Source organism: Halalkalibacterium halodurans, assembly GCF_005671335.1.
Lineage (GTDB): Bacteria > Bacillota > Bacilli > Bacillales > Bacillaceae_D > Halalkalibacterium > Halalkalibacterium halodurans.
This window is the reverse complement of the sequence record NZ_CP040441.1, coordinates 587,955-611,518: the sequence shown is the minus strand read 5'-3', so window position 1 is coordinate 611,518 and position 23,564 is coordinate 587,955. Positions and strand designations below refer to the sequence as shown.

The window sequence follows — 23,564 nt, the reverse complement described above, 5'->3', positions numbered from 1 at the left end:
TTTGACTGCAAAATAAATAATACCACACTGTTACATTCAATGCAAGGTCTTTCTCAATATTTTTTTCAATTAATCTATTGCACAATTTAAAGTTCGGTAGTATGATTAAAAACATTCCAATACTTTCATTGCTTTTTAGTTTAAAAAGGAGGGAATGTCATGGCTAAGATCTTCTGGCAAGGAGCTCGCATCATGATATTAACGCCGGTTGGGCTCGTCTTAACCGCCTTATTTTTACCCGTACTCCTATTTACCGATCAAATTCCGTTACTACAAGATTTCTTTGAATTTATCTTTCATACTCACAATAAGTCCTGACGAAAAAAGCTGGCTCCTTTAAGAGCCAGCTTTTTTAATGGCCTTATCGAACGCGGCCATGATGTCTTCAATATCTTCAATACCAACCGAAATTCTTACTAGTTGCTTGTCGATTCCTAACTCTTGTCGAAGCGACTCTGGCACTGTTCGATGAGACGTTTGAATCGGATAAGACACGGTTGTTTCAACACCTGCTAATGTTGGTGCAATTTTCACCCAGTCTAATGATTCAAAAAAGGTTGCTGCCTCTACCTTTTCGGCTAGGCGGATCGTCACTATTGCCCCATTGCCGCGTTTCGAGACAGTCGTCGGGTAGAACACTTGGGAAACCCCTGGATGGTCCGCAAAAAATGTGGCGAGAGCTTGAGCATTTTCCCCTTGTCGTTCCATTCTTAATGCCAATGTTTTTAATCCTCTCGAAGCGAGCCACGCTTCAAATGGGCTTAAGTTGCAACCCAAAGTCGCGACTTTTTGCCGAACTTGCTGAATGATTTCTGCAGATCCTACGACGACACCCGCTGTCACATCACTATGCCCGCCAATATATTTGGTTGCACTATGGACGACTACATCTACACCACATGTTAAAGGTTGAACAAAGTAAGGTGTGGCAAACGTATTATCGATAACAGTTGAAAGGCCGTGTTCCTTTCCTAATTCAACGACCTGATGAATATCTTCCACCCGTAGCAATGGATTGGTGACTGTCTCTGAATAGAGCACTTTCGTATCTTTTCGAATCGCACGTTTCACCACTTCACGCTCTTGAAATGGAACAAAGCTGACATCGATTCCTAGCTTCGGAAGCTCCTCCGCCAACAGTTGGTAAGTCCCACCATACAAATCATTCGCGGCGATCAAGTGATCTCCTTTTTCAAGTAAAGCTAGGAGTGCAACTAAAATGGCTGACATTCCTGCTGATGTGGCTACGCCATCCTCTGCCTGCTCTAAAGAAGCCACCCCTTTGCCAAGGTCATCACTGTTTGGATTCCCATACCTTGTGTACAAATACTCCTTTTCCCCTCGGTAGAAGCTTTCCATATCATCTAAGTCTTGAAACACGAAGGCAGATGTTTGATAAATGGGCTTAGATTTACTACGGTTTTTGCTTATTTCTTTTTCTGTAAAGTGAACCGATTTTGTTGCAAATTTTTTCTCTCTCATACTCCTAGCCACCTTGTTTGCTTTTCTTTAGATTGTACAAAAGTTCTGCTTCTTCTGACAAGGATCGCTTTTTGATTTCAAGTTATTGGTTCTTGTCCAATAAGTTCTGGCATACTAATGAAAAAAGCCCCCACTCTTTTCAAAAGGACCATTTCCAGTTACACTTTTGTAAAAAACGACCTTAAGGAGGTACTACCATGCTGTATGAACTGCTCATTAAGCTTTCCCTCTCTCTCGTCCTTGGCCTCCTAATTGGGATTGACCGACAAATGAAACATAAACCACTGGGTCTACGAACAAGCATGGTTATTTGCGTTGCTAGTTGCTTATTAACCATTGTTTCGATTGAGCATATATCTCGGAGTGGGTTAATTTTTCATAATACGAACAATGTGGACCCTATGCGTTTAGCAGCGCAAATTGTTAGCGGGATCGGATTTTTAGGAGCCGGCGTCATTTTACGTCGAAACAATGATGTCATCTCCGGCCTGACCACGGCAGCAATGATTTGGGCAGCTTCCGGTTTAGGAATCGCAATCGGTGCAGGTTTTTATTTCGAGTCCTTTTTTGCCGTCATTCTTATTTTAATCGCGGTTAATGTCATTCCGATTATGTTTCGTTGGGTGGGTCCTGCTTCATTACGCCATCGTGATGTAGGGGTTAAGATGGTACTAACGGAGCAAGCAAACATCGCAAATGTCATCGAGGCGATTAACCAAACGAGCGATGCAACAAAAACGTTTCGAAAACGAAAAGACCGAGTGGATATTCGAAACCTAAAAATGAAAGACCTTGAAGCAAATAAGCAACAACTTCAATTCACGTTATCGATCCCGAGCCATCAATACTCCGTTGAATTTTTTTACAAGCTTAAAGCAATTCCTTCAGTTGATTCAGTTGAATTAGGGGATTTGTAGCACTAAAAGATTAAGTCCGCCCTTGTTGCATCTCTGGCGTTTTTAAAGATCAAAATAAGGAGAGAAGCGTGAATCATAGCTTCCCTCCTTTCGTCATTTAAGACTTAATCCATATTCACCCAAACACTTTTCACTTCAGTATAATTTTCTAATGCATAGCTCCCCATTTCCCGGCCAATCCCCGATTGTTTGTAACCACCAAACGGGCTCGCGGCATCAAATACATTGTAGCAATTCACCCAAATGGTCCCTGCCTTGATTCGGTGGGCAATGTAGTGTGCTTTTTTAATATCCTGTGTCCAAACACCGGCAGCTAGTCCATAATCAGAATCATTGGCTTTATCAATTAGGTCGTCTATGCTATCAAACGGCATTGCGGCTACAACTGGACCAAAAATTTCCTCCTTGGCGATCGTCATGGAATGATCCACGTCAGCAAAAATGGTTGGGGCGACAAAATACCCTTGATCATACGGAATGTTCCCACCTGTTAGTAGTTCTGCCCCTTCCTCAACCCCACGATCGATGTAATTTTTCACTCGACTTTGTTGTTGATTTGAAATCAGAGGTCCCATGGTCGTTTGTTCTAATAATCCATCCCCTTGCTGAATCTCGTTCGTTAACGACACCAGGTCAGCAACGACATGATCATACTGTTTCTTTTGTACATATAAACGACTTCCTGCGCAACACACTTGTCCTTGATTGAACATAATGCCCATAAGTGAGCCAGGAACGGCCCTTGACAAATCAGCATCAGGTAAAATGATATTTGGTGACTTGCCCCCAAGTTCAAGCGTTACTCTTTTTAATGATTCACTCGCTTGTTTCATAATTAACTTTCCGACATCAGTCGACCCTGTAAAAGCCACTTTATCTACAGCTGGGTGATTCACAAGGGGAGCTCCAGCCGAATGCCCAAATCCAGGGACAATGTTCACAACCCCTTTTGGAAAACCTGCTTCATTGATCAATTCTCCTAAATATAAGGCGGAAAGTGGAGTCTGCTCTGCCGGTTTTAACACAACCGTACAACCTGTAGCTAGAGCGGCACCAAGTTTCCAAGCAGCCATCAATAACGGGAAATTCCAAGGAATGATTTGGCCTACAACGCCAATGGCTTCATGGCGCGTGTAGTTAAAATAATGGCCTTGTACAGGGATGGTTTGGCCCACAATTTTTGTCGCCCACCCTGCAAAGTAACGAAAGTGTTCAATTACTAATGGAATATCAGCATTGGCCGTCTCACGAATTGGCTTACCATTATCTAACGTCTCAAGCTGAGCTAATGCTTCTTTATGATCCTCAATCAAATCAGCCAGCTTGTATATGAGTCGACTTCTTTCCGCTGCACTCATTTTAGACCAAGGCCCTTCATCGAACGCTTTCCTTGCCGCTTTCACTGCAAAATCGATGTCCTCTGACCCAGCTTCTGCTACGAGAGCTAATGTTTCTCCGGTTGCTGGATTCATCGTTTCAAAAGATTGTCCAGAGAATGAATCAACCCATTCCCCATTAATAAATAGCTTCTTTGGTCCACCGTTTAAAAACGCCACTAACCTTGGATTTAATTTGCTATCGTTTGTTGAGATTTTTTGCATTCTTTTTTCCCCCTTATTCAATCGTTTTAAGCCATTGTTAATACAACACGGCCGTTAATTTTTCCGTTTGCCATTCTTTCAAACACGTCATTGATTTTATCTAGCGGTTGAACTTCAATGTTAGTTCGCACTTTTCCTTGGGCCGCAAATTCGATTGATTCTTGCAAATCCTTTCGCGTACCTACAATTGAGCCTTTCACCGTTACCCCGTTCAATACTGTATCGAAAATCGGAATTGGTAATTCATCATTTGGAAGACCGACCACTACCAATGTCCCTCCTCTTTTAACAGATCCGTAAGCTTGTTCAAATGCTTTTTTCGTTACTGCTACACTAATGGCCGCTTGAACTCCACCCACTTTTTCTTTAATTTCTTGAACAGGATCTACTTCCAATCCATTTACTGTTAAATCTGCTCCAAGACTTTTTGCTAACTCTAATTTATCCTCCATAATATCTACGGCAATGACGTTATAACCCATCGCTTTTGCATACTGTAGAGCAACGTGACCTAGTCCACCGATTCCATAAATGGCGACCCAGTCCCCTGCTTTGGCTTCTGCTACTTTCAGTGCCTTATAAGTCGTCACCCCTGCGCAAAAAATGGGTGATACTTCGGCAAAATCAAGATGCTCTGGAATTTTTACTACATAGTTTGCAGGAGCCTTACAATATTCTGCATATCCCCCATCCACTGAATATCCAGCATTTAATTGGTCTGGGCATAACGTCTCCCGGCCTGTCAAACAATACTCACACTCTCCACATGCAGAATAAAGCCACGGAATACCGACCCGATCCCCTACCTTTATTGAAGTTACCCCTTCTCCTATTTCCTCTACAATGCCTACCCCTTCATGACCAGGGATAAGTGGAAGCTTAGGCTTTACAGGCCAATCTCCATGAGCGGCATGCAAGTCTGTATGACAAACACCGCAAGCCTTAATTTTGACAAGCACCTCTCCATACTCCAATGAAGGTACCGGAACTTCCTTAATCTCTAATTGCTGTTTGAACTTATCCACGACCGCCGCTTTCATCATTCTTCGTTCGGTTATTTCACCCATGTAAAATCTCTCCCCTCATTTTGGTTTCACTACTTAAACAAGCAAGAATCGTGCCAACAAAAAGCGCTTTCATCATGTGAGTTCCCTTCCTTGCAGCCAAAAAATCGGCTCTTTACGGCCGTATTCTTGGACAAAACATGACAACTTTTCGCGAAATCGGTAAACACGGGTTTAAAAATAAAAAAAGAACCCTTTTCATAAAGAGCTCTCTACTCGCTATTCTGTATTCACTTTTTCATTTAAAAGATATCGGAGCTTTCTCGTCGAAATTTGCAACCGTTTTGCGGCTACTTTTCGGTTGCCATGGGTAGCTTCTAACGTTTGTAAAATGAGAGCTTTGCCGAGTTGTGACTCTAACTGTTTAACTTGGGCAAGAACCTCTTCTAAATCAATCTCTTCTTTTTGTGAATAAAAACATAAAGCTTCATCCATCCATTTTTCAATATGCTCGTCCATGCCCTCTCCCAGTGTTTCGGAACGACTGCTAGCTGTTAGCTTTTTAGAGGTGACCGAACGTTGACCTGTAAACGGAAGATGATCAGCAGTGATTTTCACATGACCGGAATCGGCTAACGTAACGATCCTAGTAATGCAGTTTGATAATTCTCGGATATTCCCTGGCCATTCATAGCTTTGCATCGTTTTTACGGCGTCATCCGAAAACGTGATTTCGATACTTGGATATCGTTTCAAAAAGTGTTCTATTAAGAGTGGGATGTCCTCTTTTCTCTCTCGAAGCGGCGGAATTTGTAAATGGACGACGTTTAACCGGTAAAATAGATCTTCTCTAAATTTTTTCTGCTGCACCGCTTCTTGAAGATCTTCGTTCGTTGCCGCAAGCAGACGGGTATTTGTTCGAAATATTCGTTCTCCTCCTACACGCATAAACTCTCGTGTTTCAAGTACACGTAAGAGTTTCACTTGAATTGAAGTTGAGGCTTCCGCTATTTCATCAAGAAACAGCGTCCCCTTGCTGGCAATTTCAAAAAGGCCTTTCCGCATTTGTGTTGCCCCTGTAAAGGCTCCTTTTTCGTGACCAAAAAGCTCACTCTCCAATAAAGATTCGGATAGTGCTCCACAGTTTACCCCAATAAACGATTCGTAACTCCTTTGACTTGCCTGATGGATAAACCGTGCCAACACTTCCTTTCCCGTCCCTGTTTCCCCCTCAATTAACACATTTACATTTTTGCCTGCTACTTTATAAGCCGTTTGAATTAACTGTCTCATGGTCTCATTCTGTCCCACAATGAGCCCTACATTTATAGCCAAATCGAGAATGCGTTGCTCGTTGGAGGTTACATTGAAAATGAGCAAGTCGTCTACTTGGGCCTCTAACAAGTCAATATCATCAAATGGCTTCTCTATGTAATCACTTGCCCCTAACTTCATCGCCTCGACGGCTGTTTTTATTGTGCTGTAACCTGTCATGATAATCACTTTACAATGGGGTTGTCTCCTTTTCAAATGCTTGAGTAACACAAGTCCATTAGCATCAGGTAATTTTAGGTCGATCATCGCAGCATGAAATGGCTGGTGGCTAAAGTCAATTTCATTGAATTCCTTTCCACTATTTACAACAGTCACACTGTATCCCTTTGACATGAAGAGATGGGAAAGAAAGTTACCTACTTCTACTTCATCGTCAATGATTAATATGCTTGTCATACCGCCCCTCCAATCTTGGTGCTAGCTGCTGGCAACCTTAAGATAAAGGTACTCCCTTTTTTAAGTTTGCTGTGAACATCAATTGTTCCGCCGTGCGATTTGGCGATACCAATACTGACAGATAACCCTAATCCTGTCCCTTCTTTGGATGATTTTGTTGTATGAAAAGGGTGAAAGATTTCTGCCAATCGTTCTTCCTCAATTCCGATTCCGTTATCTGTCACTGATAGATGAACTTCATTGTACTGAAACCACGTCTTAATGAGGACTTCCTTTTTGTCACTTAAGGCTTCTTCTAGTGCATCTTTCGCATTCAATAATAAATTAATAATAATTTGTTCAATCTGCGCTTGGTTACCTTCAATCAACGGGATGTCTTCTTGTAGGTCTGTTTTGATCACAACTTCTTCTTTTTGTAATTGATACTTTAATAGGTTCAATGTTTCATTTACAGCATCATTAATTGCACAAGCCTCAAACACAAATTCTTCCTGTCTCGAAAAGGTAAGTAGGCTATTAATGATTCGTTTGCAGCGATTACCACAATTTTTTATATCCGTTAAAAGTGGGAACAACGGGTCATGATCTTTCACATCTCTAAGAATCAGTTGAGAATTCCCCAAAATAGCAGTTAACGGGCTGTTAAGTTCGTGGGCCACTCCTGCTGCCATTTCACCTATAGCCGCCAGTTTTCCAGAATGGATAAGTTGTACCTCCATTTTTCGCTTTTCCGTGACATCCTTAATATAAGCAATAACCCCATAAATCACCTGTTCGTTATTGACAAGTGGGTACGTAGAAAGTTCGCAAATAATTTGATTGCGAAAATGAATTTCTTCATGTCCAGCTTTTTGTGATTTGAATGTTTCCTTCACAAGGGGTTCACAGTGTTCGGCCAGTAAGGAAATCTTAGTTAATTTAGTACTCTGAAGAAAATGCTGAACAGCATCATTGAATTGAATCACGTTTCCTTCTTGATCAAAGACTACGATCATATCATCTACTGCTTTAAATGTATCTTCCCACTCTTGTTTAGACCGTAAGACTTGGCCATATAATTCCACATTTTCGATACTAACTGCTAAATGATCGGTAAGTTGCTCTAAAAACGCAAGATCATCCAAACTCCAATCTATCTGTTGTTTTCGGCCGATACTCAGGACACCTATCCTCTTGTTTTTACTATAAATTGGTATCACCAAAATGGACTTTAGATCAAGAATAGCTAAATATTGTTTCTCGTAGAAATTATCTTGCGTATCTGTCAGACTTCGAAGAATGGTTTGTCTTTGATCTAATGCTGACCAATATAGAGACTGTTCTTTTGGAATGGTTGAACCAATATCGAGGGAATAGCTGCCTTTAGGATACACATGACTTAACTTCAAAGTCTCATTCGCTAGCAATAAAAAACTAATACGATCAAAGTGAACGAGCAGTTTTAGTTTATCGATCATGTTATTTATAATATCATCAAGTGACATATCGATCTTAATGCTTTTCATTACTTCATTTATAATCTCTAATTGAATATTTTTTTTTCAGTTGTTCGACTGTTTTCTTTAATTCTGTATAGTATGTTTTTTTCGATGAATCAACGCCTGTTAAACGAGCAATCATTTTCTGTTTATCTTCCAACATTATTGTCACCACCTATAAAACATTTTTTAATACTTGCTTTACTTGCTCAACATTCATGTCACGAGGATTCGTAATCATACATGCATCTTCTAACGCTACTTGGCTAATGTGATGAATCATTTCTTCTGTTATCCCTACCTCTCTAAATCTTGTGGGAATACCGATATCAAAGGACAGCTCTTTGACAAAATGGATTGCAGCATTTCCTGCTTCCCGTTCCGTCAATCCCCTTGTATCAATTCCTAAACATGTCGCTATGTCTAAAAATCGCTTAGGTGTTGCGATAAAATTAAAATCCATGACATAAGGGAGAAGAATAGCGTTTATTTCTCCATGCGGTAAGGGAAACTTCCCTCCAATCGCATGAGATATTGCATGCGCTGCCCCTAAAATGGCATTTGAGAAAGCAAGTCCTGCTTGTAAGCTAGCCATTGCCATCGCTTCCTTTGCCTCTGTATTCGTTTTGGAAGCAACAGAGGGTCGCAAGTATTGAGCACACAAGATGAGGGCATTTTTGGCCTGGACATCTGTAAGCGGGGTGGCCGCAATACTGACATACGCTTCGATGGCATGTGTCAGCACATCCATCCCCGTTGTAGCGGTTAGGCTACTGTCTTTCGTCACGAGTGTGTAAGGATCAATAATGGCAATATCGGGAACCAATGTTTTTGATACAATGGTCATTTTCTTTTTTCGATTCGAATCAACTATGATTGAAAATTGCGATACTTCAGAACCGGATCCTGCAGTTGTCATAATCATAATCATTGGAGGAAGGGGTTTTTTTATTTTATCGATTCCTTCATAATCACTAATAGCTCCACCGTTCGTTGCAAGGATGGCGATCGCTTTCGCTACATCTAACACACTTCCTCCTCCAACCCCAATAATGGCATCACATTCATGTTGCACAAACACTTGACACCCTTGTTCAACCTCGCGATCTTTCGGGTCTGTCGTCACACCGACAAACGTGGCAAATGGTAGATGTGACTCTTTACAAAGTTCCATTACTTTTTCTAACCATCCGGCATTTGCGACGCCCCTATCACTAACAATCAACACTTTTTTCGCACCAAGTCGAACACAAGCGTCCCCTGCTTGCCTTATTGCATGACCCCCGAAAATAATCTCTGGTGTTACAAATTTATTGATATTCATTCCAATCTCCTTATGGAAAGTTGATTAATTATAAACTTATCGATGCCGGTCTTAAATTCCTGCTTGATTGTGAGGAATTTAGATGGTGATATTTACCTATAAAAAATACCTCTAACAGCAAGAGTCCATTGAGACATTCCTCTTCCTCCGTCGTCTCTCTTGTCGTTTACGAAGAGAATGGGGTCGTCTCGCAGGGGGCATGATGCTTTTCTTTGCCGCCTTTTCATGGTGTGGCCATCGGCTTTCCTTCGATGACTCTGCTCCTTCGGATCAACGCTCTTCAGCGCCTTTTCTACTTCAGATGACACTAAAAAAGCACAACCCGATTGGATTGTGCTTTATCGCTTGGCAGCGTCCTACTCTCGCAGGGGGAAGCCCCCAACTACCATCGGCGCTGAAGAGCTTAACGACCGTGTTCGGCATGGGAACGGGTGTGGCCTCTTCGCTATCGCCACCAAACCTTTCTACGTCAGATGATCGGCGAGCTTTTTTGTCAGCTACGCTTGTTCCTTCCTGTCACGTATGTTGATATACGCTCAGTTCGTCACTCGCTTGCTTCCGCAAATCTCTTGATCCTCTTTGTAGATAGTTACGGCTTCCGATCAACGTCGCATTTTGGTGTCATCTTCACTCCTCCAGATCCTCACGTACCGTGTGTACGCTCCGGTCTGTCGTCGCTCGATTCCTAAAACTGCTCGTTTCTCGAAACCCTTTTCTTTGGACCTAAGAGAATAATCTCTTGATCACGGCTTCCGATTAACGTCGCATCTTGCGATGTTGTATCGAAGCTTCTTTGGAGAACAAGATTCTCTCAAAACTAGATAATGGGACGCGTTCTCGAGTTCGAGACGTTGCTTTTGATTTGTTTTTGGATAAGTCCTCGACCGATTAGTATCTGTCAGCTTCACGTGTCGCCACGCTTCCACACCAGACCTATCAACCTCATCATCTCTAAGGGGTCTTACTGGATTTACTCCATGGGAAATCTCATCTTGAGGGGGGCTTCATGCTTAGATGCTTTCAGCACTTATCCCGTCCACACGTAGCTACCCAGCGATGCTCCTGGCGGAACAACTGGTACACCAGCGGTGTGTCCATCCCGGTCCTCTCGTACTAAGGACAGCTCCTCTCAAATTTCCTACGCCCGCGACGGATAGGGACCGAACTGTCTCACGACGTTCTGAACCCAGCTCGCGTACCGCTTTAATGGGCGAACAGCCCAACCCTTGGGACCTACTTCAGCCCCAGGATGCGATGAGCCGACATCGAGGTGCCAAACCTCCCCGTCGATGTGAACTCTTGGGGGAGATAAGCCTGTTATCCCCAGGGTAGCTTTTATCCGTTGAGCGACGGCCCTTCCATACGGCACCGCCGGATCACTAAGCCCGACTTTCGTCCCTGCTCGACTTGTAGGTCTCGCAGTCAAGCTCCCTTTTGCCTTTGCACTCTACGAATGATTTCCAACCATTCTGAGGGAACCTTTGGGCGCCTCCGTTACTGTTTAGGAGGCGACCGCCCCAGTCAAACTGCCCACCTGACACTGTCCCTGAACCGGATCACGGTTCGAGGTTAGAATGTCAATACCGTCAGGGTAGTATCCCACCAGCGCCTCCACCGAAGCTAGCGCTCCGGCTTCCAAGGCTCCTACCTATCCTGTACAAACGGTACCAACATCCAATATCAAGCTACAGTAAAGCTCCATGGGGTCTTTCCGTCCTGTCGCGGGTAACCTGCATCTTCACAGGTACTATAATTTCACCGGGTCTCTCGTTGAGACAGTATCCAAGTCGTTACACCATTCGTGCGGGTCGGAACTTACCCGACAAGGAATTTCGCTACCTTAGGACCGTTATAGTTACGGCCGCCGTTTACTGGGGCTTCAATTCAGAGCTTCTCCCGAAGGGATAACCCCTCCTCTTAACCTTCCAGCACCGGGCAGGTGTCAGCCCCTATACTTCGCCTTGCGGCTTCGCAGAGACCTGTGTTTTTGCTAAACAGTCGCTTGGATCTTTTCACTGCGGCTCTCTCGGGCTTGCACCCTATCAGAGCACCCCTTCTCCCGAAGTTACGGGGTCATTTTGCCGAGTTCCTTAACGAGAGTTCTCCCGAGCGTCTTAGAATTCTCTTCTCGCCTACCTGTGTCGGTTTGCGGTACGGGCACCTCTCACCTCGCTAGAGGCTTTTCTTGGCAGTGTAGGATCAGGAACTTCGGTACTATCATTTCCCTCGCCATCACAGCTCAGCCTTCACGGAAAGCGGATTTGCCTACTTTCCAGCCTAACTGCTTGGACGCGCATCTCCATCAGCGCGCTTACCCTACCTTTCTGCGTCCCCCCATTGCTCAAACGGTGAGGAGGTGGTACAGGAATTTCCACCTGTTGTCCATCGCCTACGCCTTTCGGCCTCGGCTTAGGTCCCGACTAACCCTGAGCGGACGAGCCTTCCTCAGGAAACCTTGGGCTTTCGACGGAGGGGATTCTCACCCCTCTTTTCGCTACTCATACCGGCATTCTCACTTCTACGCGCTCCACCAGTCCTCTCGGTCTGACTTCGCTGCACGTAGAACGCTCCCCTACCACTCGCACCAACGGTGCGAATCCATAGCTTCGGTGATACGTTTAGCCCCGGTACATTTTCGGCGCAGAGTCACTCGACCAGTGAGCTATTACGCACTCTTTAAATGGTGGCTGCTTCTAAGCCAACATCCTGGTTGTCTGGGCAACTCCACATCCTTTTCCACTTAACGTATACTTTGGGACCTTAGCTGATGGTCTGGGCTGTTTCCCTCTTGACTACGGATCTTAGCACTCGCAGTCTGACTCCCGAGGATAAGTCATTGGCATTCGGAGTTTGACTGAATTCGGTAATCCGGTGGGGACCCCTAGTCCAATCAGTGCTCTACCTCCAAGACTCTTCCCTCGAGGCTAGCCCTAAAGCTATTTCGGGGAGAACCAGCTATTTCCGAGTTCGATTGGCATTTCACCCCTACCCACACCTCATCCCCGCATTTTTCAACATGCGTGGGTTCGGGCCTCCATTCAGTGTTACCTGAACTTCACCCTGGACATGGGTAGATCACACGGTTTCGGGTCTACGACGGCGTACTATTTCGCCCTATTCAGACTCGCTTTCGCTGCGGCTCCGCTTTTTCAGCTTAACCTTGCACGACATCGTAACTCGCCGGTTCATTCTACAAAAGGCACGCTGTCACCCGTTAATGGGCTCCAACTAGTTGTAGGCACACGGTTTCAGGATCTTTTTCACTCCCCTTCCGGGGTGCTTTTCACCTTTCCCTCACGGTACTGGTTCACTATCGGTCACTAGGGAGTATTTAGCCTTGGGAGATGGTCCTCCCAGCTTCCGACGGGGTTTCACGTGTCCCGCCGTACTCAGGATCCACTCTGGAGGAAACGAAGTTTCGGCTACAGGGTTGTTACCTTCTGTGACGGACCTTTCCAGGTCGCTTCACCTACTTCGTTTCTTTCTGACTCCGTATAGAGTGTCCTACAACCCCAAGAGGCAAGCCTCTTGGTTTGGGCTGTTCCCGTTTCGCTCGCCGCTACTCAGGAAATCGCATTTGCTTTCTCTTCCTCTGGGTACTTAGATGTTTCAGTTCCCCAGGTCTGCCTCCTCATACCCTATAGATTCAGGTATGGGTACCATCCCATTACGGATGGTGGGTTCCCCCATTCGGATATCCCCGGATCAAAGCTTACTTACAGCTCCCCGAGGCGTTTCGCCGTTCGTCGCGTCCTTCTTCGGCTCCTAGTGCCAAGGCATCCACCGTGCGCCCTTTCTAACTTAACCAAAATTTTGCTTCCGATTAGCGTCGGACCTCTTCGTCCACTGCGTTCTTCTCGGTCGGTCACGTATACAAATACGCTCCCTCACTCGAAAACGCGTGTCCTCGATCTCCTTGCTTCTCGTCGCAAAATACATGATTCATCAAAAGCGTCATGGAATTCTTGACGTCTCGTTCGTGAGTATTTTCCCTACAGGATGTAGGTTAAATACCCGGTGAACTCGATTTGCGTCATATAAGCTTCCAATGAGCATCGCGCTCATCTTCACTTACAATTTATCATTATCTAGTTTTCAAAGAACCATTTTGACGTGTTGTCAAATTTCATCAGTTGTTTTGAAGGAACAATTCCTTCAAAACTGAACAAGGCTACTGATTTCAATCACATCATGCAACACTTGCCAGTCTGTGCTTCATGCTGCCTTGCGACGAGTAATCGCAGGAGCAAAAGCATTTTAATTGAGAGCTTTGAGTTCTCTCAAAACTGAACAAAAGCTTCAAGCGTCCCTCCGCAGATGAAACTGCGAATGGTCGACTAGAGTTAAAAACTCCGTAGAAAGGAGGTGATCCAGCCGCACCTTCCGATACGGCTACCTTGTTACGACTTCACCCCAATCATCTGTCCCACCTTAGGCGGCTGGCTCCAAAAGGTTACCCCACCGACTTCGGGTGTTACAAACTCTCGTGGTGTGACGGGCGGTGTGTACAAGGCCCGGGAACGTATTCACCGCGGCATGCTGATCCGCGATTACTAGCAATTCCGGCTTCATGCAGGCGAGTTGCAGCCTGCAATCCGAACTGAGAATGGCTTTCTGGGATTGGCTTCACCTCGCGGCTTCGCAACCCTTTGTACCATCCATTGTAGCACGTGTGTAGCCCAGGTCATAAGGGGCATGATGATTTGACGTCATCCCCACCTTCCTCCGGTTTGTCACCGGCAGTCACCTTAGAGTGCCCAACTGAATGCTGGCAACTAAGGTCAAGGGTTGCGCTCGTTGCGGGACTTAACCCAACATCTCACGACACGAGCTGACGACAACCATGCACCACCTGTCACTTTGTCCCCCGAAGGGGAAAGCCCTATCTCTAGGGTGGTCAAAGGATGTCAAGACCTGGTAAGGTTCTTCGCGTTGCTTCGAATTAAACCACATGCTCCACTGCTTGTGCGGGCCCCCGTCAATTCCTTTGAGTTTCAACCTTGCGGTCGTACTCCCCAGGCGGAGTGCTTAATGTGTTAACTTCGGCACTAAGGGCATCGAAACCCCTAACACCTAGCACTCATCGTTTACGGCGTGGACTACCAGGGTATCTAATCCTGTTTGCTCCCCACGCTTTCGCGCCTCAGCGTCAGTTACAGACCAGAGAGTCGCCTTCGCCACTGGTGTTCCTCCACATCTCTACGCATTTCACCGCTACACGTGGAATTCCACTCTCCTCTTCTGTACTCAAGTCTCCCAGTTTCCAATGACCCTCCCCGGTTGAGCCGGGGGCTTTCACATCAGACTTAAGAGACCGCCTGCGCGCGCTTTACGCCCAATAATTCCGGACAACGCTTGCCACCTACGTATTACCGCGGCTGCTGGCACGTAGTTAGCCGTGGCTTTCTCGTTAGGTACCGTCAAGGTGCCGCCCTTTCGAACGGCACTTGTTCTTCCCTAACAACAGAGTTTTACGATCCGAAAACCTTCATCACTCACGCGGCGTTGCTCCGTCAGACTTTCGTCCATTGCGGAAGATTCCCTACTGCTGCCTCCCGTAGGAGTCTGGGCCGTGTCTCAGTCCCAGTGTGGCCGATCACCCTCTCAGGTCGGCTACGCATCGTCGCCTTGGTGAGCCGTTACCCCACCAACTAGCTAATGCGCCGCGGGCCCATCTGTAAGTGATAGCCGAAACCATCTTTCAAAAAAGAACCATGCAGTTCTTTTTATTATCCGGTATTAGCACCGATTTCTCGATGTTATCCCAGTCTTACAGGCAGGTTGCCCACGTGTTACTCACCCGTTCGCCGCTAACCTCCAGGAGCAAGCTCCCTTTGGTCCGCTCGACTTGCATGTATTAGGCACGCCGCCAGCGTTCGTCCTGAGCCAGGATCAAACTCTCCATAAAAGTTTGATAAAGCTCATATTTCACAGGATGTTGTTTCCTGCGACACTTCATATAATGAAGTAAATTGACGAGATACCTTGTATCTCTTTATTTCGCTTGGCTTTTGTTCAGTTTTCAAAGAACTGTAGTCGTTTAACAGCGACTTCTCCATAATAACAAGCGTCAAATCATTTGTCAACACTTTATTTTTATGGTGGGCCTGAGTGGACTTGAACCACCGACCTCACGCTTATCAGGCGTGCGCTCTAACCAGCTGAGCTACAGGCCCATAAATGAAGGCAAAAAAATAAACCTTACATAACATTTATGGAGCGGGTGATGGGAATCGAACCCACGACATCAGCTTGGAAGGCTGAGGTTTTACCACTAAACTACACCCGCATATGATGGTCGGGAAGACAGGATTTGAACCTGCGACCCCTTGGTCCCAAACCAAGTGCTCTACCAAGCTGAGCTACTTCCCGGACAATTCTCACTCAAAACATGGCGCGCCCGAGAGGAGTCGAACCCCTAACCTTTTGATCCGTAGTCAAACGCTCTATCCAATTGAGCTACGGGCGCTTTATACTATGCGGTTGAGAGGACTCGAACCTCCACGGGGTCAACCCCCACTAGGCCCTCAACCTAGCGCGTCTGCCATTCCGCCACAACCGCTTATTCATTTAAAAGTGCGGGTGAAGGGAGTCGAACCCCCACGTCACAAGGACACTAGATCCTAAGTCTAGCGCGTCTGCCAATTCCGCCACACCCGCATGGAATCTTTGAAAATAATGAAATAATGGCGGTCCGGACGGGACTCGAACCCGCGACCTCCTGCGTGACAGGCAGGCATTCTAACCAACTGAACTACCGGACCAATAAAATGGTGGAGGATGACGGGATCGAACCGCCGACCCCCTGCTTGTAAGGCAGGTGCTCTCCCAGCTGAGCTAATCCTCCGAATGCTCAGGGCGTCGAAGACACCCTTAAAAATGATGACCCGTACGGGATTCGAACCCGTGTTACCGCCGTGAAAGGGCGGTGTCTTAACCACTTGACCAACGGGCCATTTTGAAAATGGCGGAGAAGGAGGGATTTGAACCCTCGCGCCGCTCACACGACCTACTCCCTTAGCAGGGGAGCCCCTTCAGCCACTTGGGTACTTCTCCATTGGCTCCGCAGGTAGGACTCGAACCTACGACCGATCGGTTAACAGCCGATTGCTCTACCACTGAGCTACTGCGGAATGTTTCTTCACTTTCGACTTTTTATATTTTAAAGAAAGTCATCCATTCTGTCAATGACCTTTTTAATATTCATTTATAAACAAGTGTCTCGTTCAGCGACTTCTATAATATAGCACATGACAAATTCAAAAATCAACCCTTAATTTTTTTTAGTCTTCCATTGCATTTTCCGCAAACATAACGAGAGGTATCAACCTCACGCTTGCGTTCAAACCTTGTCCCGCAACCCGTACACACATAGAGATGGCGAGTCTTTACACTGTTCTGTGCATGAGGAATTTTGGCACAGTATCGAGGCGCATCGACTTCTTTTAATAGTAATTTAAAATCTGCATCACGATGGCGGTATCCCTTCTTTTGCAGATGCAAGTGATAATGACACAATTCATGCTTAATGATCCCGATGAGTTCGTCAAGACCAAATAGCTCAAGATGCTTCGGGTTTAGTTCAATATCATGGCTATGCAATAAATACCGCCCTCCTGTTGTACGTAGCCGAGGATTAAACCGCGCCTTGTGACGGAACTTCATTCCAAATGACTTTAAGGAAATATCCTCTACTAACTGTTGCAATTCCTGCTCCGTCATATCCTGCGCCTCCATAAAATAGTGTTAAACACTGACAAACTGTATCACATATAATGTTTCATACGATCATACCGTTAGGGGAGATGGCAAAATGCCCAACTGGCTCATCAACCAATTGCGAACTGCATTTGCTCATAAAAATCGCTACAAAGTCAAATTGTTGAACCAATGTTGGTTTTATTACCAAAAAAAAGAATATCCGAAGCAAACTTCACGAAACATATGATTTACACCCTCGTTGAAATCTCTTCTATCATAATCAAAGAAGAAAGGCGAAATACACGCCTTTCCTTCTTTACAGGTTTTGGTCCTCTGGTCTAAGCATCGTTAATGCAATTCGACCTTTTTTTATATCCACATCTTCAACCCAAACTGTTACAATTTCACCAACTGTGACTACTTCTAACGGATGCTTTATATAGCGGTTCGCCAATTTTGAAATATGGACAAGACCGTCTTGTTTAACCCCGATGTCAACAAATACACCAAAATCGACAACATTCCGTACGGTCCCTTGCAACTCCATCCCTGGCAAAAGATCTTCTAATTGTAGAACATCTTGCTTTAGTAAAGGCTTTGCCACTTCATCACGCGGATCTCTCGTCGGCCGAATGAGTGCATCAATCATGTCCTTAAGAGTCGGCACACCAACGTCTAATGTGGCTGCCATCGCCGATACATCTAATGCTTGAAGCTTTTTCTTTAAATCTTCTGTTCCAACATCAGCAGCGGTAGCACCTACTTCAGACAAAAGCTTACCTGTTACCTCATAGGATTCTGGATGAATGGCTGTCGCATCTAATAAATTATCTCCATCCATAATACGGAGGAAGCCAATGCATTGCTCATATGTTTTTGCACCTAATCTCGGAATATCCTTTAACTGTGCCCGTGCTGTAAAACGACCAGCTTCCTCTCGCTTTTTAACAATGTTTTTCGCAACCGTCTTTGATAAGCCCGCCACATATTGAAGTAAAGAAGGGGAAGCTGTATTCACATTCACCCCCACTTGGTTAACCACCGTTTCGACGACAAATGTTAGCGACTCATTTAACCTTTTTTGTGATACATCGTGTTGATACTGACCCACTCCAACGGATTTCGGATCAATTTTAACTAATTCCGCCAATGGATCTTGAAGTCGTCTCGCAATCGAAACTGCACTCCGTTCCTCTACTTGCAGATCTGGAAATTCTTCACGTCCGATTTCAGATGCTGAATAAACACTAGCCCCCGCTTCATTTACAATTAAATAGTAAATCGTTTGCGGGAGGTCCTTGATCAAATCAGCAATAAACTGCTCTGACTCACGAGAGGCTGTCCCATTTCCAATTGCAATCATTTCTACACCATAATCAGCGATCAACTTTTTCACGATTTTTTTTGCGGCTGCTACTTCATTTTTTGGCGGCGTCGGGTAAATGACTTGGATATCAAGAACCTTCCCCGTCTCATCAACGATCGCTAGCTTACAACCCGTACGGTACGCAGGGTCCAACCCAAGCACGACTTTTCCTTTAATTGGCGGCTGCAAAAGAAGACTGCGCAAGTTTTCAGCAAAAATATGAATGGCTTGCTCTTCTGCTTTTTCTGTCAGCTCATGACGAATTTCCCGTTCAATCGAAGGTTCAATCAAACGTTTGTACCCATCTTCAATCGCCGCTTTTACGTAAGGAACAGCAGGAGAACCAAACCGACGTATGAACGTTTTTTCACTCATTTCGATGATTCGATCAACAGGAAAACGAATAGTTACTCGCAATACATCTTCTTTCTCACCTCGGTTGAGCGCTAACGTACGGTGAGGAACGAGCGTGCGGACAGGCTCTTCGTAGTCATAATACATTTCATAGACGCCTTTTTCATCCAACTCTTCTTTTTTAACTTTTGCTATGACCGATCCTTCTTTAAAGCCGAGCGATCGAATGCGCTTCCGCAAATCTGCATCGTCAGCGATCCATTCAGCTATAATATCTTGTGCCCCTTGAAGGACGTCTTCTACTTTCGTTAACTCGTGCTCGACAGAAAGATACACTTCTGCCTCCTGCAAAGGATCACCATCTCGCGGTAAGGAAAAGAGCCATTCCGCCAAAGGCTCTAACCCTTTCTCCTTGGCTACTGTCGCACGTGTCCGCCGTTTTTGTTTATATGGGCGGTAAAGATCTTCAACCTCTTGCAGCTTTTGTGCTTGTTCAACTGCTTTCTTCCATTCATCGGTTAACTTCCCTTGCTCCTCCACTAGACGAATAACTTCTTCCTTTCGCTCATGGAGCTGATTTGCATAGGTCCATTTTTCCGATACTTCTCGGATTTTGACTTCATCCATCCCACCTGTCAATTCTTTACGGTAGCGAGCTATAAACGGGACTGTATTTCCCTCATGTAATAATTGAATGACTTGCTTTATGTAATTTGGCTTTAATGATAACTCTTTGGCAAGTGTTTTGATCGTATGTTCTTCAAATCCCAGTGATACACTCATATAAACATCTCTCCATCTCACATAACATTGGCTTCATCATAGCACAGTCATCCATTAAGGTAAAAGACCGTCAGGCGATGACAGCACCAAAGTTTTCAATTGCTCAAAAGCGAAAAAACCTACTCCGATCGAGCAGGCTTACTCAGTTTACCGACTAAAATCGTTAAGTCATCCGTAGATCCTTTCTCTTCCAGCATTTCGATAAACAGGTCTGGAGTCACAGTTGAATCTAACACAGAGTATAGCAAGAATTTTTCATCCTTCACTCCGTCTGAATGAAGGATAAACACGCTCCCCTCCTCGTACGGAAACACCTTTTCCTCTACAGTTAAGTCTTTTTTTCCTGATAAATAGCCTTGCACAGGAAGGGGCCTCACCCTCTTACCGCTCGGGGCACATAAATGGAAGCAGACATTTCCAATGTTCGTATACTTAATATGCTGCTGAAGGTAGTCAATTTTTAGAATGGTAAGAACAGCCCCCCTTTTACTAAAAAGAGATTCATTGCAGCGCTCCATAATAGTTGGAAGGTTCTCTGCTGCATGTTCTTTAATGGTCTGTACAGCCGCTAACGCTGATTCTGAAGCCCCTTGTCCACTGCCAAGACCATCAACGACGGCACAGAGTGTATATTCATCCTGATTTACGACGACATGTGCATCACCGCAGCAGTCATTTCCTTTTTTCGTTCTTTGCCAAACAACGATCGTCGCACGCTCATGATTATACGTTTCAACCATTTATATGCACTCCGACAGTTCAACCCGAATGGAGTCGCGTAGTTTTTTTAAGGCGCGTCGCTGCAATCGAGAAACATGCATTTGTGAAATCCCCAAACGGTGCCCTGTCTCCTTTTGACTCAAATGCTCAAAGTACGTGCAAAGCAAAATTTGCTTCTCCCGCTCATCTAACACTTGAAACGCTTTTTCCAGCAACATTTGCTGATCCGCTTTTTCATAGCCCCCATCTTCTTGACCGACTAAATCTAAAAGGGTCACCTCACCGCCCTCTGGATCCGCTTCAAGGGAACGATCTACAGATAGGGCTTGATAGCTTTTCCCCATCTCCATTGTTTCAAGCACTTCTTCTTCAGATACTCCTAGAAAGTCTGCAATTTCTTCAACTCTTGGAGAACGTTGAAGTTCCGATGCAAGCTCATCTGTTGCTTTTTTGATTTTTGGCCCTAGCTCTTTTATGCGACGCGGAACATGGACGCTCCATGTTTTGTCGCGAATGAATCGTTTAATTTCACCAATGATCGTCGGGACTGCAAAGGATTCAAAACTTCGTCCGTACTTTGGATCATATCGTTCAAAAGCCGCAAGTAACCCAACCATCCCCACTTGAACCAAATCATCGTCATGGGCACGACTGCGGGAAAATTTTCTTGCAAGGGAATGGACAAGCGGTTCATAATGCTTTACAAGCTTAGTTTGGACCTCCTCGTCAGCCCCTTGCTGATAAGATTCAATCCAATCGTATACATCATCGTTGTTCCGTTTGTGTTGCAGAGATTCCTTCGACACGATTGTCCACCTCATCTCTTTGAAGGAACTTGGTCATAGCTAAGACCACCCCTGAGTCCTCTTTCATTTCTACTTTATCCATAAGCGTGTTAATGAGGAAAAGCCCGAGTCCTCCTTCCTTTAAATCCTGAATTGGTTTTGAACCATCAATTGGGCCTAACGATTCGCGAAAAGCATCCATATCGAAACTTTGTCCTTGGTCGGTCACAATGACCTCCATTCGATCCTCGTATAAATGAAAGGACAACCCCATGGTCCCACCTTCGTCATATGCATGGTCAACAACATTTGTACAAGCTTCCGCTACAGCGATTTTAATATCTTCAATATCGTCATACGTATAGCCTAAGCGATTCGCAATGCCAGATACAGTTAAACGAACAACACCAACAAACTCCGATTTCGCTGGTACTGTCATCTCAATCGTTTCAGGCTGATGAACCCTCATCTCGCTTCCTCCCTTTCATGATCGTCAATTTCAATTACTTCATCGAGCCCTGTAATATCAAACAGACGCCGAACACGCGGTGTTACCCCTGTTAATTTTAAGAAGCTCCCGTGTTGGTGAGCTGACTTCAATGCCCCAATAAATATTCCTAATCCCGTACTGTCAATGTAATGAACATCGGCTAAATGGACAACCACTTGGCGCCCCTTGATTTCTGTAAGGGGCAACAGCTTCTCTCGTAATTCTTGAGCCGTATATGCATCAATCTCACCTTCCACATTGAGCAAAACGGTGTCTTGATCTTTTTCAAGGTGAATGTCTAAGTTCATTTGATTACCTCCCACATGGTTCCGGTCATTGTAAAGCAATGTTTTTACTCCATACCACGTTTACGAATAGCTTAAACCTTTCTCCTGACAATCATAAGTGTAAAATCATCACGGAGGTTGTACCCTTGAATTTGAGCAAGCTCTTGATATACTTTTTCTACCATATCCTGCGCGGGTAATTGTTTATACTTTCTCAAATAAGACACCACTTCATCTCGCTCAATAAACTCATCTCCCACACGGCATTCGGTGACACCATCGGATAAAAAGACGATAAAGTCGTCGAGGTTCACATCACGCTTATATTCATGAAATACCGCTTTGCGGGATACGCCTAACACGAGCCCCTTCGCCTTTAAATCCTCGAACGTATCTGTGGCAGCACGGTAGTAGAAGCCCGGCTCGTGCCCTGCACTAGAATAGTGGAATTGATGAGCTCTCGCGTCGTAATAGCCGTACATCATTGTAATAAACATACTATCTCCAATATTCTGCTCTACAACTTTGTTCAAATTCTCAAGCAAAGCAGCTGGCTGTAGGCGTTGCTCAGGCAAGCTATCCATTCCGTACTTAATCATTGACATGCAGAGGGCTGCTGGAACACCTTTGCCGATAATATCAGCAATGGCAAAGCCAATACAATCGTTCTCATATTGAATGTAATGATAGAAATCGCCGCTCATTTTTTCCGCCGGGACACTGATGATTCCTATATCTAATGATGGAACATTTAGTTTCTCTTTGGGTAATAATGTTTGCTGCATATTAGCCGCCACGTCAATTTCAGACTCCAGCTCCTGCTGCCTGTCACGTAAGCTTTGATGCTCACGATAGGCGAGACCATAGCCAACCATGACTTCTAGCAAAAACTCAAATGAATCTTGGACGTCTTTAGATAAGGAAGGAAACAAGTCACTAAGCACTGTTCGATGAAGACTGACCAACTCCTCTGGTGACACTTTTTGCTCTAACAATTGTTTGCTCAGTTGTTCCGCTTGATAAAGCCCTTGTTCTGATTTGTTTTGCAAGTATCGTGTTAAAATGGTTCGATATTGTTCGTTTAACAGATCTTTTGTATGCTTCAAAAGCGGACCCTCCCTTATAAACGAAGCCACTTAATAGCAGTTATGACAGTACCTTGCCCTTTAGTTGATTCAATGTAAAACTCATCCATAAGCCGTTTAACCCCTGGCAATCCAGCACCTAATCCGCCTGATGTTGTAAAGCCGTCCTCCATGACTTGCTTTATATCTTCAATTCCTGGTCCTTTATCCTCAGAAATGATTTTTATCCCTTTGGTCATCCCATGCTTTCCTAGTCGTTCGACTTCCTCTAAGACAATTTGGCCACGCTCGGCGTATAAATAAATATTTCTTGCTAATTCTGAGATCGCCGTCGTAATTCTTGCTTGATCTACATTTCCAAAGCCAACTTGCTTTGCTAGGGCCCGTCCTTCTTGCCTTGCTGCAACTATCCCCCATTCATTCCTAATTTCGACACTACAGGAATGGGCTTTCATT

General features: G+C 44.9%; 18 protein-coding genes, 11 tRNA genes and 3 rRNA genes. 3 read left to right on the top strand and 29 right to left on the bottom strand.

All coding sequences use genetic code 11. The annotated features are described in order from the left end of the window. The first annotated feature begins 159 nt into the window (after positions 1 to 159). Positions 160 to 318, top strand: coding sequence for a hypothetical protein (locus tag FED51_RS20995; protein WP_010896720.1), 159 nt, complete (start codon positions 160 to 162; stop codon positions 316 to 318). Positions 319 to 336: 18 nt separating this feature from the next. Here FED51_RS20995 and FED51_RS03075 read toward each other — a convergent pair whose 3' ends face one another. Continuing rightward, entirely contained in the window at positions 337 to 1,482 is a 1,146-nt protein-coding gene (locus FED51_RS03075) for an aminotransferase class I/II-fold pyridoxal phosphate-dependent enzyme (protein ID WP_053432290.1), read from the bottom strand. A gap of 197 nt (positions 1,483 to 1,679) precedes the next feature. On the opposite strand from FED51_RS03075, the gene FED51_RS03070 reads away from it, so the two are divergent. Continuing rightward, a complete protein-coding gene (locus tag FED51_RS03070; RefSeq protein ID WP_010896718.1) occupies positions 1,680 to 2,399 on the top strand; it encodes an MgtC/SapB family protein in 720 nt (239 codons plus the stop codon). Positions 2,400 to 2,503: 104 nt separating this feature from the next. Here the strand turns inward: FED51_RS03070 and FED51_RS03065 are convergent, their stop codons facing one another. The 21 genes from FED51_RS03065 to FED51_RS02970 form a co-directional block, all read right to left on the bottom strand. Beyond that, positions 2,504 to 4,000, bottom strand: a complete 1,497-nt coding sequence (locus FED51_RS03065) for an aldehyde dehydrogenase family protein (protein WP_053432291.1) — start codon at positions 3,998 to 4,000, stop codon at positions 2,504 to 2,506. Positions 4,001 to 4,026: 26 nt separating this feature from the next. Continuing rightward, complete coding sequence (adhP, locus tag FED51_RS03060) at positions 4,027 to 5,040, bottom strand: alcohol dehydrogenase AdhP (RefSeq protein WP_053432295.1); 1,014 nt, start codon at positions 5,038 to 5,040, stop codon at positions 4,027 to 4,029. 243 nt (positions 5,041 to 5,283) lie between these two features. Next, positions 5,284 to 6,735 (bottom strand): sigma-54-dependent transcriptional regulator, encoded by a 1,452-nt coding sequence (locus FED51_RS03055; protein ID WP_053432292.1) that lies wholly within the window; start codon positions 6,733 to 6,735, stop codon positions 5,284 to 5,286. Next, positions 6,732 to 8,192 carry a GAF domain-containing sensor histidine kinase gene (locus FED51_RS03050; RefSeq protein ID WP_338035674.1) on the bottom strand — a complete coding sequence of 487 codons (1,461 nt, stop codon included), beginning with the start codon at positions 8,190 to 8,192 and terminating at the stop codon, positions 6,732 to 6,734. Before FED51_RS03050 ends, FED51_RS03055 begins: the two co-directional genes overlap by 4 nt. 52 nt (positions 8,193 to 8,244) lie before the next feature. Next, positions 8,245 to 8,376, bottom strand: coding sequence for a hypothetical protein (locus tag FED51_RS21670; protein ID WP_338035673.1), 132 nt, complete (start codon positions 8,374 to 8,376; stop codon positions 8,245 to 8,247). 12 nt (positions 8,377 to 8,388) lie between these two features. Further along, a complete protein-coding gene (locus FED51_RS03045; protein ID WP_053432294.1) occupies positions 8,389 to 9,537 on the bottom strand; it encodes an iron-containing alcohol dehydrogenase in 1,149 nt (382 codons plus the stop codon). Between the two features lie 343 nt (positions 9,538 to 9,880). Continuing rightward, a 5S ribosomal RNA gene (rrf, locus tag FED51_RS03040) occupies positions 9,881 to 9,996 on the bottom strand. A 409-nt stretch (positions 9,997 to 10,405) separates the two neighbouring features. Further along, a 23S ribosomal RNA gene (locus FED51_RS03035) occupies positions 10,406 to 13,344 on the bottom strand. Between the two features lie 551 nt (positions 13,345 to 13,895). Beyond that, positions 13,896 to 15,445, bottom strand: a 16S ribosomal RNA gene (locus FED51_RS03030). The 16S, 23S and 5S rRNA genes sit together here with 11 tRNA genes alongside, the layout of an rRNA operon. A gap of 191 nt (positions 15,446 to 15,636) precedes the next feature. Next, positions 15,637 to 15,713, bottom strand: a tRNA-Ile gene (locus FED51_RS03025). A 39-nt stretch (positions 15,714 to 15,752) separates the two neighbouring features. Continuing rightward, a tRNA-Gly gene (locus FED51_RS03020) sits at positions 15,753 to 15,826 on the bottom strand. A gap of 6 nt (positions 15,827 to 15,832) precedes the next feature. Beyond that, positions 15,833 to 15,909 (bottom strand) — tRNA-Pro (locus FED51_RS03015). 20 nt (positions 15,910 to 15,929) lie between these two features. After that, a tRNA-Arg gene (locus FED51_RS03010) sits at positions 15,930 to 16,006 on the bottom strand. A gap of 9 nt (positions 16,007 to 16,015) precedes the next feature. Further along, positions 16,016 to 16,099 (bottom strand) — tRNA-Leu (locus tag FED51_RS03005). Between the two features lie 15 nt (positions 16,100 to 16,114). Continuing rightward, positions 16,115 to 16,197: transfer RNA gene (locus FED51_RS03000), tRNA-Leu, on the bottom strand. A gap of 27 nt (positions 16,198 to 16,224) precedes the next feature. Beyond that, positions 16,225 to 16,301: transfer RNA gene (locus FED51_RS02995), tRNA-Asp, on the bottom strand. A 7-nt stretch (positions 16,302 to 16,308) separates the two neighbouring features. Then, a tRNA-Val gene (locus tag FED51_RS02990) sits at positions 16,309 to 16,384 on the bottom strand. 36 nt (positions 16,385 to 16,420) lie between these two features. Then, positions 16,421 to 16,492, bottom strand: a tRNA-Glu gene (locus FED51_RS02985). A gap of 10 nt (positions 16,493 to 16,502) precedes the next feature. Next, positions 16,503 to 16,593 (bottom strand) — tRNA-Ser (locus tag FED51_RS02980). Between the two features lie 2 nt (positions 16,594 to 16,595). Next, positions 16,596 to 16,670, bottom strand: a tRNA-Asn gene (locus FED51_RS02975). 133 nt (positions 16,671 to 16,803) lie between these two features. Further along, the gene (locus FED51_RS02970) at positions 16,804 to 17,259 is read right to left on the bottom strand and encodes a SprT family protein (RefSeq protein WP_138090273.1); all 456 of its coding nucleotides are present in this window, start codon (positions 17,257 to 17,259) and stop codon (positions 16,804 to 16,806) included. Between the two features lie 91 nt (positions 17,260 to 17,350). Here FED51_RS02970 and cmpA point away from each other — a divergent pair, with 91 nt between their 5' ends. Continuing rightward, positions 17,351 to 17,485 carry a cortex morphogenetic protein CmpA gene (gene cmpA / locus FED51_RS02965; protein WP_134229522.1) on the top strand — a complete coding sequence of 45 codons (135 nt, stop codon included), beginning with the start codon at positions 17,351 to 17,353 and terminating at the stop codon, positions 17,483 to 17,485. A gap of 69 nt (positions 17,486 to 17,554) precedes the next feature. Here the strand turns inward: cmpA and FED51_RS02960 are convergent, their stop codons facing one another. From FED51_RS02960 to FED51_RS02930, 7 genes are all read right to left on the bottom strand, one after another. Continuing rightward, positions 17,555 to 19,741 carry a Tex family protein gene (locus tag FED51_RS02960; RefSeq protein WP_053432229.1) on the bottom strand — a complete coding sequence of 729 codons (2,187 nt, stop codon included), beginning with the start codon at positions 19,739 to 19,741 and terminating at the stop codon, positions 17,555 to 17,557. A 119-nt stretch (positions 19,742 to 19,860) separates the two neighbouring features. Beyond that, a complete protein-coding gene (locus tag FED51_RS02955; protein WP_053432228.1) occupies positions 19,861 to 20,481 on the bottom strand; it encodes a PP2C family serine/threonine-protein phosphatase in 621 nt (206 codons plus the stop codon). Further along, the gene (gene sigB / locus FED51_RS02950) at positions 20,482 to 21,267 is read right to left on the bottom strand and encodes an RNA polymerase sigma factor SigB (RefSeq protein ID WP_138090271.1); all 786 of its coding nucleotides are present in this window, start codon (positions 21,265 to 21,267) and stop codon (positions 20,482 to 20,484) included. It abuts the gene before it with no gap. Continuing rightward, positions 21,227 to 21,715: an anti-sigma B factor RsbW gene (rsbW, locus tag FED51_RS02945; RefSeq protein ID WP_053432226.1), complete on the bottom strand. Its 489-nt coding sequence runs from the start codon at positions 21,713 to 21,715 to the stop codon at positions 21,227 to 21,229. The genes sigB and rsbW overlap by 41 nt, the downstream gene beginning before the upstream one ends. Further along, on the bottom strand, positions 21,712 to 22,044 hold the full coding sequence (locus FED51_RS02940) for an STAS domain-containing protein (protein WP_053432225.1): 333 nt from the start codon (positions 22,042 to 22,044) through the stop codon (positions 21,712 to 21,714). The genes rsbW and FED51_RS02940 overlap by 4 nt, the downstream gene beginning before the upstream one ends. 71 nt (positions 22,045 to 22,115) lie before the next feature. Next, positions 22,116 to 23,129, bottom strand: coding sequence for a PP2C family protein-serine/threonine phosphatase (locus FED51_RS02935; protein WP_010896704.1), 1,014 nt, complete (start codon positions 23,127 to 23,129; stop codon positions 22,116 to 22,118). 14 nt (positions 23,130 to 23,143) lie between these two features. Then, on the bottom strand, positions 23,144 to 23,563 hold the full coding sequence (locus tag FED51_RS02930) for an anti-sigma regulatory factor (protein WP_053432224.1): 420 nt from the start codon (positions 23,561 to 23,563) through the stop codon (positions 23,144 to 23,146). Position 23,564: the final 1 nt, after the last annotated feature.